The 15,270-nt window shown below is 66.8% G+C and carries 13 protein-coding genes; 6 read left to right on the top strand and 7 right to left on the bottom strand.

The genetic code is table 11. The features are described 5' to 3' along the window. Positions 1 to 62: 62 nt before the first annotated feature. The 7 genes from MRY84_RS12500 to MRY84_RS12470 form a co-directional block, all read right to left on the bottom strand. Positions 63 to 1,016, bottom strand: a complete 954-nt coding sequence (locus MRY84_RS12500) for a nitronate monooxygenase family protein (RefSeq protein ID WP_291506047.1) — start codon at positions 1,014 to 1,016, stop codon at positions 63 to 65. Between the two features lie 132 nt (positions 1,017 to 1,148). Further along, on the bottom strand, positions 1,149 to 2,939 hold the full coding sequence (locus MRY84_RS12495; RefSeq protein ID WP_291506046.1) for an acyl-CoA dehydrogenase: 1,791 nt from the start codon (positions 2,937 to 2,939) through the stop codon (positions 1,149 to 1,151). 77 nt (positions 2,940 to 3,016) lie between these two features. Then, positions 3,017 to 3,949, bottom strand: a complete 933-nt coding sequence (locus MRY84_RS12490) for an FAD-binding protein (protein WP_291506045.1) — start codon at positions 3,947 to 3,949, stop codon at positions 3,017 to 3,019. A 1-nt stretch (position 3,950) separates the two neighbouring features. Further along, positions 3,951 to 4,700, bottom strand: a complete 750-nt coding sequence (locus MRY84_RS12485; protein ID WP_291506044.1) for an electron transfer flavoprotein subunit beta/FixA family protein — start codon at positions 4,698 to 4,700, stop codon at positions 3,951 to 3,953. A 202-nt stretch (positions 4,701 to 4,902) separates the two neighbouring features. Beyond that, entirely contained in the window at positions 4,903 to 6,270 is a 1,368-nt protein-coding gene (locus MRY84_RS12480; RefSeq protein WP_291506043.1) for a mechanosensitive ion channel domain-containing protein, read from the bottom strand. Positions 6,271 to 6,275: 5 nt separating this feature from the next. After that, entirely contained in the window at positions 6,276 to 7,067 is a 792-nt protein-coding gene (locus tag MRY84_RS12475) for an enoyl-CoA hydratase (RefSeq protein WP_291506042.1), read from the bottom strand. A 160-nt stretch (positions 7,068 to 7,227) separates the two neighbouring features. Next, positions 7,228 to 8,181: a histone deacetylase family protein gene (locus tag MRY84_RS12470; RefSeq protein WP_291506041.1), complete on the bottom strand. Its 954-nt coding sequence runs from the start codon at positions 8,179 to 8,181 to the stop codon at positions 7,228 to 7,230. A 53-nt stretch (positions 8,182 to 8,234) separates the two neighbouring features. Here MRY84_RS12470 and MRY84_RS12465 point away from each other — a divergent pair, with 53 nt between their 5' ends. The 6 genes from MRY84_RS12465 to MRY84_RS12440 form a co-directional block, all read left to right on the top strand. After that, positions 8,235 to 9,155 (top strand): MoxR family ATPase, encoded by a 921-nt coding sequence (locus tag MRY84_RS12465; RefSeq protein WP_291506040.1) that lies wholly within the window; start codon positions 8,235 to 8,237, stop codon positions 9,153 to 9,155. 12 nt (positions 9,156 to 9,167) lie between these two features. Continuing rightward, complete coding sequence (locus MRY84_RS12460; RefSeq protein WP_291506039.1) at positions 9,168 to 10,193, top strand: DUF58 domain-containing protein; 1,026 nt, start codon at positions 9,168 to 9,170, stop codon at positions 10,191 to 10,193. Positions 10,194 to 10,305: 112 nt separating this feature from the next. Continuing rightward, on the top strand, positions 10,306 to 12,333 hold the full coding sequence (locus tag MRY84_RS12455) for a DUF3488 and transglutaminase-like domain-containing protein (RefSeq protein ID WP_291506038.1): 2,028 nt from the start codon (positions 10,306 to 10,308) through the stop codon (positions 12,331 to 12,333). A gap of 52 nt (positions 12,334 to 12,385) precedes the next feature. Beyond that, positions 12,386 to 13,477 carry a lytic murein transglycosylase B gene (gene mltB / locus MRY84_RS12450; RefSeq protein ID WP_291506037.1) on the top strand — a complete coding sequence of 364 codons (1,092 nt, stop codon included), beginning with the start codon at positions 12,386 to 12,388 and terminating at the stop codon, positions 13,475 to 13,477. Between the two features lie 243 nt (positions 13,478 to 13,720). Further along, positions 13,721 to 14,713: an ABC transporter ATP-binding protein gene (locus MRY84_RS12445; protein WP_291506036.1), complete on the top strand. Its 993-nt coding sequence runs from the start codon at positions 13,721 to 13,723 to the stop codon at positions 14,711 to 14,713. 5 nt (positions 14,714 to 14,718) lie between these two features. Further along, positions 14,719 to 15,270 (top strand): ABC transporter permease (locus MRY84_RS12440; protein WP_291506048.1); only part of this gene is annotated, 552 nt, incomplete at its 3' end.

The raw sequence follows: 15,270 nt of genomic DNA, 5'->3' as shown, positions 1-15,270 counted from the left end.
GGGCGAAGTACAGGCCAGATGAACTGCGGGTTGGTGCCTCGGCTGTGCCGGCAGGCGTTCCCTCAGAGCTTGAGGCGCTCGCGAGCGGTTTCGTACTCCTTGCGCAAGCGCGCCACCAGCTCGGCCGTGCTGGTGACGGCGCTGATGGCGCCAATGCCCTGGCCGCAGCCCCAGATGTCCTTCCAGGCCTTCTTGGCGTCGCCGCCGAAGTTCATCTTGCTGGGGTCGGACTCGGGCAGGTTGTCGGGGTCCAGGCCGGCGGCACGAATGGACGGGGCCAAGTAGTTGCCGTGCACGCCGGTGAAGAGGTTGCTGTAGACGATGTCGTCCGAGCTGCCTTCCACGATGGCCTGCTTGTAGGCCTCGGTGGCGCGGGCCTCGTGCGTGGCGATGAAGGCCGAGCCGATGTAGGCAAAGTCCGCGCCCATGGCCTGCGCGGCCAGCACCGCGCCACCGCTGGCAATCGAGCCGCTCAATGCCAGCGGGCCGTCAAACCACTGGCGGATTTCTTGGATCAGGGCGAACGGGCTCTTCACACCCGCATGGCCGCCAGCGCCCGCCGCCACCGCGATGAGGCCGTCCGCGCCCTTCTCGATGGCCTTGTGCGCGAACTTGTTGTTGATGATGTCGTGCAGCACGATGCCGCCCCAGCCGTGCACGGCCTGGTTCACATCCTCGCGCGCGCCCAGGCTGGTGATGATGATGGGCACCTTGTACTTGGCACACATCTGCATGTCGTGCTCCAGCCGGTCATTGCTCTTGTGCACGATCTGGTTGATGGCAAAGGGTGCTGCGGGCTTGTCGGGATTCGCCTTGTTGTAAGCGGCCAAGGTTTCGGTGATTTCGGCCAGCCATTCGTCCAGCAGTTCGGCGGGGCGGGCGTTGAGCGCGGGCATGGAGCCCACCACACCGGCCTTGCACTGCTCGATCACGAGCTTAGGGTTGCTGATGATGAACAGCGGCGAGCCGATGACAGGCAGCGACAGGTTTTGCAACGCGGGAGGCAGTTTGGACATGGCGACAACTTCCAGGACAGAATTTTTGATGACATCAGCCTCTGACGCTTATCCATCAAGCGCCAGAAGCTATCATTTTTATATCAACAAGCCCCACATGGCGGGGCTGTCTCCTCACAGCGCGGATACGCCTCAGAAGGCGTCCAGTGCCAGCTCGGTCACGCTGGCCGCGCCTTCCACGATGCTGTCGCGCAGGCCCGGCGCCTTCACCAGGATGTGCTCGGCGTAGAACTGGGCCGTGGTGATTTTTGCGCGCATGAAGGCAGCGTCCTGTCCCTTTTGCAACAGCTCCTGCGCCACCAGCAGGCTGCGCGCCAGCTGCCAGCCGGCAACCACGTTGCCCGCGAGCATCAGGTAAGGCACGCTGCCCGCGAACACCGCGTTGGGCTGGGCCTTGGTGCCGCCCGCCACGAAGTCGATCACATCGAGCAGCGCCTTGCGCGCCGCGGTCAGGCGCTTGGCCACAGCCAGCGCGGCGGGCGTACCGCTGGCCGCCAGCTCGCCTTCGGTTGTCTCGATCTGCGCGGCAATGCCCTTCGCCGCCTGGCCGCCATCGCGCGCCGTCTTGCGGCCCACCAGGTCGTTGGCCTGGATGGCGGTGGTGCCTTCGTAGATGGTGAGGATCTTGGCGTCGCGGTAGTACTGCGCTGCGCCGGTTTCTTCGATGAAGCCCATGCCGCCGTGCACCTGCACGCCCAGGCTGGTGACTTCCAGGCTCATCTCGGTGCTGTAGCCCTTGACCAGCGGCACCATGAATTCATAGAAGGCCTGGTTCTGCTTGCGCGTGTCGGCGTCGGGGTGGTGGTGCGCGGCGTCGAACGCGGCAGCCGCCACGGTGGCCATGGCGCGGCAGCCTTCGGTGTAGGCACGCATGGTCATGAGCATGCGCTTCACATCGGGGTGGTGGATGATGGGCGCGCTGGCCGCGATGCTGCCATCCACGGGGCGGCTCTGCACCCGGTCTTTTGCGTACTGCACGGCCTTTTGGTAGGCGCGCTCGGCGATCGCGATGCCCTGCATGCCCACGGCGTAACGCGCGGCGTTCATCATGATGAACATGTATTCGAGGCCGCGGTTTTCCTCGCCCACCAAGTAGCCCACGGCACCGCCATGGTCGCCAAACTGCAGCACGGCGGTGGGCGATGCCTTGATGCCCAGCTTGTGCTCGATGCTCACGCAGTGCGCGTCGTTGCGCGCGCCCAGCGAGCCATCCTTGTTGACCAGGAACTTGGGCACCACGAACAGGCTGATGCCCTTCACGCCCTCGGGCGCACCCTGCACGCGGGCCAGCACCAAGTGCACGATGTTGGCGGCCATGTCGTGCTCGCCGTAGGTGATGAAGATCTTGGTGCCGAAGATCTTGTAGGTGCCATCGGGCTGCGGCTCAGCGCGCGTGCGCACCAGGGCCAGGTCCGAGCCCGCCTGGGGCTCGGTGAGGTTCATGGTGCCGGTCCACTCGCCGGTCACCAACTTTTCGAGGTACGTGGCCTTGAGCTCGTCGCTGCCGGCCGTGAGCAGCGCCTCGATGGCGCCGTCGGTCAGCAGCGGGCACAGCGCAAAACTCATGTTGGCGCTGTTGGTCATCTCGATGCAGGCCGCGCCGATGGTCTTGGGCAGACCCTGGCCGCCAAAGTCGGCCGGGTGCTGCAGGCCCTGCCAGCCGCCCTCAGCGTACCGGCGGAAGGCTTCCTTGAAGCCGGGGGTGGTGGTGACCACGCCGTCTTTCCAGCTCGACGGGTTCTTGTCGCCCTCGAAGTTGAGCGGAGCCAGCACGCCTTCGTTGAACTTGGCGCACTCTTCCAGCACGGCGGCGGCGGTGTCGAGGCCGGCGTCTTCAAAGCCGGGGATCTGCGCGATCTGTTCGATGTTGGCCAGGTGCTCGATGTCGAACAGCATGTCCTTGACGGGGGCGGTGTAGCTCATGGATGTCTCCGAGGAAGCGAGATTTCGTCAAAAAAAAGGCATCGCAAGCGATGCCTTTTGTGCGCACAACGGCGTGCTTACAGGGCCTTGACCAGTTCAGGCACAGCCGTGAACAGGTCGGCCTCCAGGCCATAGTCGGCCACGCTGAAGATCGGGGCTTCGGGGTCCTTGTTGATCGCCACGATCACCTTGGAGTCCTTCATGCCGGCCAAGTGCTGGATGGCGCCCGAGATGCCGGCGGCGATGTACAGCTGCGGCGCGACGATCTTGCCGGTCTGGCCCACTTGCAGGTCGTTCGGGGCGTAGCCGGCATCCACCGCGGCGCGGCTGGCGCCGATGGCGGCGCCCAGCTTGTCGGCCAGGGGGGTGATGACTTCGTCGAACTTTTCCTTGCTGCCCAGGGCCCGGCCGCCGGAGACGATGATCTTGGCCGCCGTCAGGTCGGGACGGTCGTTCTTGGCGATTTCGCTGCCCACGAACGTGCTCTTGCCGGCGTCGGCGGTTGCGGCGGCGGTTTCGACAGCAGCGGAGCCACCGGTGGCGGCTGCCGCATCAAAGCCCGTGGTGCGCACGGTGATGACCTTGGTGGCGTCGCTGCTTTGCACGGTGGCAATCGCGTTGCCGGCGTAGATGGGGCGCTCGAAGGTATCGGCGCTCACCACCTTGGTGATGTCGCTGATCTGGGCGACGTCGAGCTTGGCGGCCACGCGGGGGGCCACGTTCTTGCCGCTGGCGGTGGCGGGGAACAGGATGTGGCTGTAGCCCGATGCGATGGCCAGCACTTGCGCAGCCACGTTTTCGGCCAGGCCGTGTTCGAGGCCAGGGGCATCGGCGTGGATGACCTTGGCAACACCGGCGATCTGGGCTGCGGCCTGGGCGGCGGCAGCGGCGTTGTGGCCGGCGACCAGCACGTGCACGTCCCCACCGCAGGCGGCAGCGGCCGTGACAGTGTTCAGGGTCGCGCCCTTGATGGATGCGTTGTCGTGTTCAGCAATAACGAGTACCGACATGTCAGATCACCTTCGCTTCGTTCTTGAGTTTCTCGACCAGGGCGGCGACGTCGGCCACCTTCACACCGGCACCGCGCTTGGCGGGCTCGCTCACCTTGAGGGTCTTGAGGCGCGGCGCCACGTCCACACCGAGATCTTCGGGCTTGACAGTGTCGAGCTGCTTCTTCTTGGCCTTCATGATGTTCGGCAAGGTGACGTAGCGGGGCTCGTTCAGGCGCAGGTCGGTGGTGACCACGGCGGGCAGCGTGAGGGCCAGGGTCTCGGCACCGCCGTCCACTTCGCGGGTCACGCTGACCTTGTCGGCCGCCAGTTCCACCCTGCTCGCAAAAGTGGCCTGGGGCAGATCAGCCAGCGCGGCGAGCATCTGGCCGGTCTGGTTCGCGTCGTCGTCGATGGCCTGCTTGCCCAGGATGATGAGCTGGGGCTGCTCCTTGTCGACCAGGGCCTTGAGCAGCTTGGCCACGGCCAGGGGCTGCAGTTCGACGTCGGTCTCGACCAGGATGGCCCGGTCGGCGCCAATGGCCATGGCCGTGCGCAGGGTTTCCTGGCATTGAGCCACGCCGCAGGACACAGCGATGACTTCGGTCACCAGGCCCTTCTCCTTCAGGCGCACGGCCTCTTCAACGGCGATTTCGTCAAAGGGGTTCATGCTCATCTTCACGTTGGCGATGTCCACACCCGTGTTGTCCGACTTCACGCGGACCTTCACGTTGTAGTCCACCACGCGCTTGACAGGGACCAAGACCTTCATTGCTGCGGCTCCTCGATAGAGTTGGTTGAATTGACGTTTACGTAAACTAGAACATTCTATGTCGCACTGCAGCGAGCCGACCGCAAAGCCTGCTCGCAGGCCTTGCACAAAAAAGAACGATCGTGCTTTTTCGAGATTATAGGCGAGCGCGCTGCCGCACTGTCTAGAGTTTGCTGTCGCCTGCGCGATGCGGCGCCATGCCTCATGCAGTGGGCTGATGCACAGCGGCGGGTGGAGCTGCGCCTGCATCGCCCCCCTGCCCCGCCCCCATCGCCGCGATGGCGGCGGGCGCCCCTTCCACCTGCACGTGCATGACGCGCTGCGGGTAGGGGATTTCCAGCCCGTGGGCGCGCAGCGCCTTGAGGATGGCCCGGTTGATTTCCGAGCGCAGGCCGAGGGAGCCGTTCTCGGGATCGGCAATCCAGAACCCCACCGTGAATTCGAGCCCATCCGCCCCGAACGCCGACAGGGCCACGCTGGGCGCAGGGTCGCGCAGCACGCGGCTGCTGGCCAAAGCCGCCTCGGACAGGAGGCGGATGACCAGGTCCACGTCGCTGTCGTAGCCCACGCTGACCACCGTGGACAGCCAGACCCGAGGATCGGCCAGCGACAGGTTCTCGACCCGCTGGATGATCAGCATCTCGTTGGGCACGATGGACTCGCGCCCGGTGGGCGAGCGCACCACGGTGTAGCGCGCATTGATGTCAGTGATGCGCCCTTCGAAGTTGTCCACCCGCACGTTGTCGCCAATGCGCATGCTCCGCTCGGCCAGGATCACGAAGCCACTCACGTAGTTGGATGCGAGCTTCTGCAGGCCAAAACCCAGCCCCACGCCCACAGCACCGCCCAACACCGACAGCGCCGTGAGGTCGATCCCCACTGCCGAGAGGGCCATGATGAGCCCGACGAAGATCAGCAGCGCCCGCACGGCATTGCTCACCGCCTTGCGCAGCGACAGTTCGGCCCCGCTGGCCGCGCGCAGCAGGCGCGACTCGATGGCGGCCGAGATCCACAGCGCGATCAGCAACACGGCCCCGGCCGTCAGCGCGCCTTCGATGATGGTGCGCACCGACAACGTGGCGCCACCCACCTTCCAATGGATCTGGTCGAGTTCCTCCAGCACCAGGGGCAGCAGCCCCGTGACCCACAGCACCATGCCCAGCCAGGCCAGCCAGGAGATGGAGCGTTCAATGGGCCGCACCCAGGCGGCATCCGGGTACGCCACCTGCAACACCTTCACACCGATGCGGATGACCACCAGCGACACCAGCACCGGCACCGCCACCCTGAACACAGCGAGCGGAATCCACTGCAGCAGCGCCGCACGCGCCACATAGGCCAGCGTGAGCAGCGCCAGCGGAAACAGTGCGCCATCCACGATCCGCGTGCCAAACAGGATCGAGCGCGGGTCGCCCCGGTGCAGGCCGCGCTGCAGCAGCGCCACCAGCAGCCACGCCATGCCCAGGCAGGCCGCCAGGGCCGCCAGTTCCACCAGCACCGTGGGGCGCAGGAACGCCTCGGCCCAGCGGCCCACGTCTTCCAGCATGGGGATGTCGGTCGTCGTCACCATGGCTCTCAGCGCTTCCAGGCAGGCTGGCGCTTTTCAGCAAAGGCGCGCGCGCCTTCCTGCGCAGCCTCATCCATCATGTTGGCGGCCATGGCCTGGCCCGCCAGCTGGTAGGCGGCATCCAGCCCCAGCTCGCGCTGCTGGTAGACCAGTGCCTTGCCCATGGCCACCGCGACGCGCGGCTTTTGAAGGATGGACTGCACCAGCTGCTCGATTTCGGCATCCAGCGCATCGGCCGGCACCACGCGGTTGACCAGCCCCTGGTCCAGCGCCGTGGCAGCGTCGATGAAATCGCCGGTGAGCAGCATCTCCATGGCACGCTTGGCCGGTACGTTGCGCACCAGCGGAACACTGGGCGTGGCGCAAAACAGGCCGTAGTGGATTCCGCTCGTGGCAAAGCTGGCCGAGTCGGCCGCCACCGCTAGGTCGCACTGCGCCACCAGCTGGCACCCGGCCGCCGTGGCCATGCCTTGCACGCGTGCAATCACCGGCACGGGCAGCTTGTGGATGGCCAGCATCACGCGGCTGCACTGCGCAAACAGCTTCTGGTAATACGCCAGCTCGGGGTTGGCCGCCATGTCCTTGAGGTTGTGCCCGGCACAGAAGGCCTTGCCTGCTGCGGCCAGCACGACCACGCGCACAGCTTCGTCGCGGCCCGCATCGTCCAGCGCCTGCTGCAGCGCAGAGAGCATCTCTGCACCCAGCGCGTTGAAGCGGGCCGGGTCGTTCAGGGTCAAGGTGAGCACGCCGCGCGCATCGCGGGTGGTTGTCAGCACATCATCGAAGTTCTTTGTCGTCATAGTTTGCTCCTCTCAGCCATCTGCACGCCGACTGAAACTGGCACTGCCCAGGCGGGGACCGCCGCGCAAGGGCCGCCCCGCCGCGCTGGCGGCGTCCCCTTCCGGCATCGCGCAACGATGCAAGAGAAGGGGGAAGCGGCGAAGCTGCTCAGGAAGTTGGTCACAAATCCGCGAGAACCCGCAAATGCGCCTCCACACTGCGCGCCAGCGGTCCCATCACATATCCGCCCTCCAGGCACGACACAATGCGACCCTTGGAAAACCGCTGCGCCACGTCCTTCACGCGCTGCGTAATCCAGGCGTAGTCCTGCTCGGTCAGCCCCAGCTGGCCCATGTCGTCCTCGCGATGTCCGTCGAAGCCCGCGCTCACAAAGATCATCTCGGGCTTGAAGGCCTCCAGGCGGGGCATCCACATCATCTCGATGATTTCGCGGATGTCCATGCCGCGCGTATACGCAGGCACGGGTACGTTGACCATGTTCGGGGCCGGATTCTGGTCGCCGCTGTAGGGGTAAAACGGGTGCTGGAAGATGCTGACCATCAGCGCGCGCGGGTCGTTCGCCAGGATGTCTTCGGTGCCGTTGCCATGGTGCACGTCAAAGTCCACCACCGCCACGCGCTGCAGGTTGTAGCGCTGCAGCGCATATTTGGCGGCCACCGCCACGTTGTTGAAGAAGCAAAAGCCCATGGCCTTGTCGCGGCAGGCGTGGTGGCCCGGCGGGCGCACCGAGCAGAAGGCGTTTTCCACCTCGCCGGCCATCACGGCGTCGGTGGCGGCCAGCGCGGCGCCGGCGGCGCGCAGGGATGCCTTCCAGGTGTGGGCGTTGATGGAGGTGTCGGTATCGATCTGCGCGTAGCTGGGGCCGCCGGCCATCAGCTCTTCGTTGAGCCGGTCCGACAGGCCGCGCAGCGCCGCGATGTGCATGCGGCCGTGGGCCAGTTCGATGTCCGCCAGCGAGGCCTCGGGGGCGTCATAGCGGGCCAGGGCATCGGCCACGCCGGTGATCAGCAAGCGATCTTCGATGGCATCCAGGCGTTCGGGGCATTCGGGGTGGCCCGGGCCCATCTCGTGCTTCCAACAATCCCGATGGGTGAAATAGCCCGTCTTGCTCACAGTCTTGTCCCCGTGTCTCGCATTTTTACGATTTTTTCGGATAACGTCGCGCCATGAATGCACAGCACAAGATCAAATCGTTACTGGACCAGCTTAACACGGTGATCGTGGGCAAAGAGGCCCAGGTCCAGGACTGCGTGGCCTGCCTGCTGGCCGGGGGGCACCTGCTCATCGAGGACGTGCCGGGTGTGGGCAAGACCACGCTGGCCCATGCGCTGTCGCGCACCTTCGGCCTGCAGTTTTCGCGGGTGCAGTTCACCGCGGACCTGATGCCCAGCGACCTCACGGGCGTATCGGTATACGAGCGCGGCAAGGAGGCGTTTGTGTTCCACCCTGGCCCAGTGTTTGCCCAGGTGCTGCTGGCCGACGAGATCAACCGCGCCAGCCCCAAAACGCAAAGCGCCTTGCTCGAAGCCATGGAGGAAAAGCAGGTGTCGGTGGAAGGTGAGACGCGCGCCCTGCCCCACCCCTTCTTCGTCATTGCAACCCAGAACCCGCACGACCAGCTGGGCACCTTCGCGCTGCCGGAATCGCAGCTCGACCGCTTCCTGATGCGCATCTCCATCGGCTACCCCGACCGCGCGGCCGAGCGCGTGCTGCTGGCGGGCGCTGACCGCCGCGACATGGTGGACACCATGCTGCCCCTGCTGTCCGACGAGGAGCTGGCCGAGCTGCAGCGCCAGGTGCTGGCCGTGCACACGGCCGAGCCGCTGCTCAACTACGTGCAGGACCTGATTGCGGCCACGCGCTCGGGCCGGTGGTTCTTGCAGGGCCTGTCACCCCGCGCGGGCATTGCGCTAGTGCGCGCGGCCAAGGCCCAGGCGCTCATCAGCGGACGCGACTACGTCGCACCCGATGACGTGCAGGCCGTGCTGCCGCAAACCATCGCCCACCGCCTGGTGCCCGTGAGCGACGCCGGCCGCGGCGCGGTGGAGCAGGTGCGGGCCATGATGGACGCGGTTCCACTGCCCTGAAGCTGCTGCGCCATGGCACTCGCCCTCTCCCGCGCCGCCGGTGCGCTCAACCCGCTGGCGCCACTGCGGCGCCGGTTCCGGCAGTGGTGGCAAGGCCGATTGCCGCTGACCGACACGCTGCTGCTCACGCAGCGCAACGTGTACATCCTGCCCACGGGCTCGGGCTGGATGCTGGCACTGACCCTGCTGGTGCTGCTGGTGGCATCCATCAACTTCCAGCTCAACCTGGGCTACCTGCTGACTTTTCTGCTGGCAGGCAGCGCCGTGATCGGCATGCATGTCTGCCATGCCAACCTGCGCGGACTCACCTTGCACTTGAAGACGCCCGAGCCGCATTTCATGGGCACGAGCACGGCGTTCGAGATCCAGCTATCGAGCGACCGCAAGACGCCGCGCTACGGCATCGCGCTGGCGGTGCACGACACCGACCAGGAGGCCCATCAGGAGCCTCATCATTGGGCCTGGACCGACGTGCCTGCCCAGGGGCAGTCCAGCGTGCAGGTGGCCTTCAAGCCCACCCGCCGGGGCCTGCACCGGGTGCCCACGCTGACGGCCGAGACCCGCTTTCCGCTGGGCACCTTCCGCGTGTGGACCTATTGGCGCCCCGCCGCCGAGGTGCTGGTGTACCCCGCCCCTGAAACCCCGCCACCGCCGCTGCCAGCAGGCGAGCCGCGCGGCGGCGGCACGGGCAGTGCGCCCACACAGGGCATCGGCGAATTCGACGGTGTGCGCGCCTACCGCCGGGGCGACCCGCTCAAGCTCGTGGTCTGGAAGAAGGCCGCCAAGTCGCTGGCCACCGGCACCGACGATCTGGTCAGCCGCGACGCCCAGCAGGCGCAACGGCATGAACTGTGGCTGGACATGAATCTGGCCACGCTGCAGGACCCGGAGGCCCGCATCTCACGCCTGGCCGCCTGGGTGCTGCAGGCCGACCGGCTCGGGCTGGACTATGGGCTGCGCCTGCCGGGACTGCAGATCGGTCCCGACGCCGGAGCCGCCCACCGCCGCAAATGCCTGGAGGCGCTGGCGTTGTATTGAGTCTGACCATGAGATCCAAGCCTTTTCCGCCTCCAGCGCTTATTTCTCAAGCGCAGGCAGCTATTATTTTTGAAGCATTCATGCCACCATCACCCTGGCGTGGGCCCTTGCGATGACCCTGCGCCAAACCCTTGCCTCCCTGCCCCGCGACGCGCGCGACACGCTGTTCCTGCTGTTCGTGATCGTGTGGGTCATCGCGCCGCAGATCTCCAACTTGCCCGTATGGACCAGCCTGCTGGCCGGCGGTCTGCTGCTGTGGCGCGGCTGGCTCGCCTGGAAGGGCCGGCCGCTGCCGGGCCGCTGGACCGTGGCCGCCCTGCTGACGGTGGCGGTGGCGGGCACGCTGTTCACGCACCGCACCATCCTCGGCCGGGAGGCGGGCGTCACGCTCATCGTCATGCTGCTGGCCCTCAAGATGCTGGAGCTGCGCGCGCGGCGCGACGCCATGGTGGTGTTCTTCCTGGGCTTCTTCACGATGCTCAGCAACTTCTTCTTCTCGCAGTCGCTCACCACCGCCGCCGCCATGCTGGTGGCCTTGCTGGGCCTGCTGATGGCGCTGGTCAATGCCCACATGCCGGTGGGGCGCCCGCCGCTTTCGCAGACCTTTCGCATCGCGGGCACCATGGCCCTGCTGGGCGCACCCATCATGGTCGCGCTGTTCATGCTGTTTCCCCGCATGGCGCCGCTGTGGGGCGTGCCGAGCGACAACCTTGCCGGCCGCAGCGGGTTGTCCGGCAGCATGCGGGTGGGCGACATGGCCGAGATCGCGCTGGACGATCGGGTGGCCATCCGCCTCAAGTTCGAAGGCGGCCCCAACGACGTGCCGCCGCAATCGATGTTGTACTTTCGCGGCCCCGTGCTGACAGGCTTTGACGGCCGCCAATGGCAGGCCGAACCGTTCCGGGAAGACAGCGCCTGGGCCGCGCGCGCCGCGTTGCCCGCCAACCTGCAGGTCGGCGGCCCCGCGTTGCGCTACGAAGTCACGCTGGAACCCCAGCGCCAGCCCTGGCTGATGGTGCTCGAAGCCACGCCCGAGGCACCCCAGCTGCCTGGCGACCTGCGCGCCTACATGACCCAGGACCTGCAGTGGCTCACCCAGCGCCCCATCACCGATGTGCTGCGCTACCAGGCCGTGAGCTACCCCGAGTTCCGCCACGGCCCGCAGCAAACGGTGCGACAGCTGCGCGTGTTCACCAACCTGCCGCCCGGCTTCAACCCCCGCACCCTGGCGCTGGCAGCCCAGATGCGGGCCGACCCGGCGCTGGCCAGCGGCGGCACCCAGGCCCTGATCGACGCCGCCCTGCAGCGGCTGCGCACGGGCGGCTACAACTACACGCTGGAGCCCGGCGTGTACGGCGAGCACACCGCCGACGAGTTCTGGTTTGACCGCAAGGAGGGGTTTTGCGAGCACATCGCCTCGGCCTTCGTGGTGCTGATGCGGGCCATGGACATCCCCGCGCGCATCGTGACCGGCTACCAGGGCGGCGAGCGCAACCCCGTGGATGGCTACTGGACTGTGCGCAACGCCGACGCCCACGCCTGGACGGAAGTCTGGATGGAAGGGCGCGGCTGGGTGCGCGTGGACCCCACGGGGGCCGTGTCCCCCGGCCGCGTGGGCCAGTTCCAGCGCCTGCGCGCACCGCAAGGCGCATTCGCCACGGCCATGGGCGCCCTCAGCCCGGGCATGGTGCAACAGCTGCGCGCCGTGTGGGAGGCCGTGAACAACCGCTGGAACCAGTGGGTGCTCAACTACACCCAAAGCCGCCAGATGGACCTGCTCAAGGCGCTCGGGTTCGAATCTCCCAGCTGGCAGGACCTCACCACCGTCATGGCCATGCTGGTCGTGACAGCCGCCCTGGGCGCCATGGGCTGGAGCCTGTGGGAGCGCAGCCAGCACGACCCGTGGCTCAGGCTGCTGGCGCGCACGCGCCAGCGGCTGGCCCGCGCCGGCCTGCCCTTGCCCGAAACACTGCCGCCCCGCGCGATGGCCGAACAGGTCCGCGCACGGTTCGGCACCCCCGCCAACGCCGTGGCCGACTGGCTGCTGCGGCTGGAGCAGCTGCGCTACGCCCCCAAGCCGACCCAGGAGCTGAGCCAGCTGCGCCGAGAATTCCGCCAGCTGCCCTGGCCTGGACGATGAATCCCGCTGATCCGCACCGCGGACCAGCGTCCCCTCCAAGACCGACCCCGACATGAAGAAAACCGTCCCACGGACAACCGCCACACTCTCCAAAATTGCTATATTTTTAATAGCTTCCTGCGCAATTCCAGCAAGCGCCAGCCCGCAAAAATCTTCCAAGGCTGCGGCCGCCCGACAACAGCCTGCCGTGCTCTACGCCTCGCGCCCCGAGGCAATGCAGTTTGCCCACGACCTCGCGGCCCGCCGCGACCTGGACCGCGAGTGGGTGCGCCAAGCCATCGGGCAGGCCCGCTTCCTGTCGCAGGTGCCCAAGCTCATGCTGCCCCCGCCCAAAGGCACGGCCAAGAACTGGCGCGCCTACCGCAGCCGCTTCATCGACCCCGTGCGCATCCGCGCGGGCCAGCAGTTCTGGCAGGCGCATCAGACCACCCTGGAGCGCGCCGAACGCGAATTCGGCGTGCCCGCCGAAATCATTGTGGGCATCATCGGCGTGGAAACCATCTACGGCCAGCAGATGGGCAGCTTCCGCGTGATGGACGCGCTGGCCACGCTGGCGTTCGACTTTCCTTCAGCCCACCCGCGCGCCGCGGAGCGCACCGAGTTCTTTCGCCGCGAGCTGGAGCAGTTCCTGAGCCTCGCCCACCGCAGCAACACCGACCCCTTCGAGCCCCGCGGCAGCTACGCCGGCGCGATGGGCCTGGGGCAGTTCATGCCCTCGAGCTGGGTACGCTATGCCATCGACTTCGACGGCGACGGCCGCGTGGACCTGTTCAACAGCCCGGCCGATGCCATCGGATCCGTGGCCAACTACTTCCGGGGCCACGGCTGGACGCCGGGCATGCCCACGCACTTTGGCGTGGAATTCGACATGGCGCGGCTGCAGCTGGGCGACCTGCTCGCGCCCGACATCCTGCCCACCTTCAGTGCAGCCAGCATGCAGGCCAGGGGCGCCGTGCTGGATGCCGCTGGCGCCCAGCACACCGGTCCGCTGGCGCTGGTGGAACTGCAAAACGGCGCGGAGGCACCCAGCTACGTGGCAGGCACCGAGAACTTCTATGCCATCACGCGCTACAACTGGTCCAGCTACTACGCCATGGCGGTGATCGAGCTGGGCCGCGAAGTCGCGGCCGCGCGAGCGCGCTGATCCAGCGCTGCCACGCAGAACCGGGAACAGTGCCCGGGATGATGATGCGGCGGACTGCCGCAGGGGGGCTTGCCTACCTCAACGCGCGCTGCGTTGGGGGGAAAGGCCGGTGGCCGCGCGGCCAAATCGGGGTTTACCGGGGCTCGCCAGCGCGCTGGCGCAAGTCACGCCACAATGCGTCGCTTCACCCGCCAGCCGGGCCCATCGCCGCAGCGGCACGCACCATTTCCAGACCACCATCCCATGCCTGCATCATCTTCTTCCATGCCCGCTGCGGACGCGATTGTCCGTGTGCGGGGCGTAAGCAAAACCTACGCTGGCGGCTTCCAGGCGCTCAAGAACATCGACCTGGACATCCGGCGCGGCGAAATCTTTGCCCTCCTCGGGCCCAATGGCGCGGGCAAGACCACGCTCATCAGCGTGATCTGTGGCATGAGCAACGCGACCACCGGCACCATCACCGCCGACGGGCACGACACCGTGCGCGACTACCGCGCCGCCCGCGCGGCCATTGGCCTCGTGCCGCAGGAGCTGCACACCGACTCGTTCGAGACCGTGTGGGCCACGGTGAGCTTCAGCCGCGGTCTGTTCGGCAAGCCGCCCAACCCGGCGTACATCGAAAAGATCCTCAAGGATCTGTCGCTCTGGGACAAGAAGGACACCAAGATCCTGGCCCTCTCGGGCGGCATGAAGCGCCGCGTGCTGATCGCCAAGGCGCTGTCGCACGAACCCAAGATCCTGTTCCTGGACGAGCCCAGCGCGGGCGTGGACGTGGAGCTGCGCCACGACATGTGGCGTCTGGTGCGGGAGTTGCGCGACGCAGGCACCACCATCATTCTCACCACGCACTACCTTGAAGAAGCCGAGGACATGGCCGACCGCATCGGCGTGATCCGCAAAGGCGAGCTGATCGTGGTGGAAGACAAGGCCGTGCTGATGCGCAAGCTGGGCAAGAAGGAGCTGGCCATCACGTTGCAGCACCCCATGGAGCAGGTGCCCGCAGCACTCGCCCGCTGGCCGCTGGTGCTCGGCCAGGGCGGCACCACCCTCACCTACACCTTCGATACCCAGCAGGAGGACACCGGCATCGCCGCCCTGCTGCGTGCCCTGGCCGACCACGGCATCGACTTCAAGGACCTGCACTCCAGCGAGAGCTCGCTGGAAGACATTTTCGTGAGCCTGGTGCACCAGGACCGCGCTCCTTCGCCATCGACGCAGAAAGCGATCTCCGCATGACCGGCCTGAACCTCCATGGCGTGCGCGCCATCTACCGCTTTGAAATGCACCGGGCCTTTCGCACGTGGATGCAAAGCCTCATCGCGCCGGTGCTCACCACGGCGCTGTACTTCATCGTGTTTGGCTCCGCCATCGGCTCGCGCATGGGCGACATCGGCGGCGTGGGCTACGGCGCCTACATCATCCCGGGCCTGCTCATGCTGTCGCTGCTGTCCGAGAGCATTTCCAACTCGGCCTTCGGCATCTACATGCCCAAGTGGTCCGGCACCATCTACGAACTGCTCAGCGCGCCGGTCAACTGGGTCGAGGTGCTGCTGGGCTATGTGGGCGCGGCCGCCAGCAAGTCGCTGCTGGTGTCGGTGCTCATCCTCGCCACCGCCCGGGTGTTTGTGCCCTACGAGGTGGCCCACCCGGTGTGGATGGTGGGCTTCCTGGTGCTCACCGCCGTCACGTTCTGCCTGTTCGGCTTCATCATCGGCCTGTGGGCCGACAGCTTTCAGAAGCTGCAGGTCATCCCCCTGCTGGTGATCACGCCGCTCACCTTTCTGGGCGGCGCG

The sequence above is a fragment of the Acidovorax sp. genome, from assembly GCF_022763525.1.
Lineage (GTDB): Bacteria > Pseudomonadota > Gammaproteobacteria > Burkholderiales > Burkholderiaceae_C > Acidovorax.
The sequence above is the reverse complement of the archived record's forward strand: the minus strand, read 5'-3'. Positions and strand labels throughout refer to the sequence as shown.

What these genes read in the sequence shown, in the direction of transcription:
- MRY84_RS12500 (WP_291506047.1), bottom strand. Translation starts at nt 1,016, where the DNA reads ATGTCCAAACTGCCTCCCGCGTTGCAAAACCTGTCGCTGCCTGTCATC.
- MRY84_RS12495 (WP_291506046.1), bottom strand. Translation starts at nt 2,939, where the DNA reads ATGAGCTACACCGCCCCCGTCAAGGACATGCTGTTCGACATCGAGCAC.
- MRY84_RS12490 (WP_291506045.1), bottom strand. Translation starts at nt 3,949, where the DNA reads ATGTCGGTACTCGTTATTGCTGAACACGACAACGCATCCATCAAGGGC.
- MRY84_RS12485 (WP_291506044.1), bottom strand. Translation starts at nt 4,700, where the DNA reads ATGAAGGTCTTGGTCCCTGTCAAGCGCGTGGTGGACTACAACGTGAAG.
- MRY84_RS12480 (WP_291506043.1), bottom strand. Translation starts at nt 6,270, where the DNA reads ATGGTGACGACGACCGACATCCCCATGCTGGAAGACGTGGGCCGCTGG.
- MRY84_RS12475 (WP_291506042.1), bottom strand. Translation starts at nt 7,067, where the DNA reads ATGACGACAAAGAACTTCGATGATGTGCTGACAACCACCCGCGATGCG.
- MRY84_RS12465 (WP_291506040.1), top strand. Translation starts at nt 8,235, where the DNA reads ATGAATGCACAGCACAAGATCAAATCGTTACTGGACCAGCTTAACACG.
- MRY84_RS12460 (WP_291506039.1), top strand. Translation starts at nt 9,168, where the DNA reads ATGGCACTCGCCCTCTCCCGCGCCGCCGGTGCGCTCAACCCGCTGGCG.
- MRY84_RS12455 (WP_291506038.1), top strand. Translation starts at nt 10,306, where the DNA reads ATGACCCTGCGCCAAACCCTTGCCTCCCTGCCCCGCGACGCGCGCGAC.
- mltB (WP_291506037.1), top strand. Translation starts at nt 12,386, where the DNA reads ATGAAGAAAACCGTCCCACGGACAACCGCCACACTCTCCAAAATTGCT.
- MRY84_RS12445 (WP_291506036.1), top strand. Translation starts at nt 13,721, where the DNA reads ATGCCTGCATCATCTTCTTCCATGCCCGCTGCGGACGCGATTGTCCGT.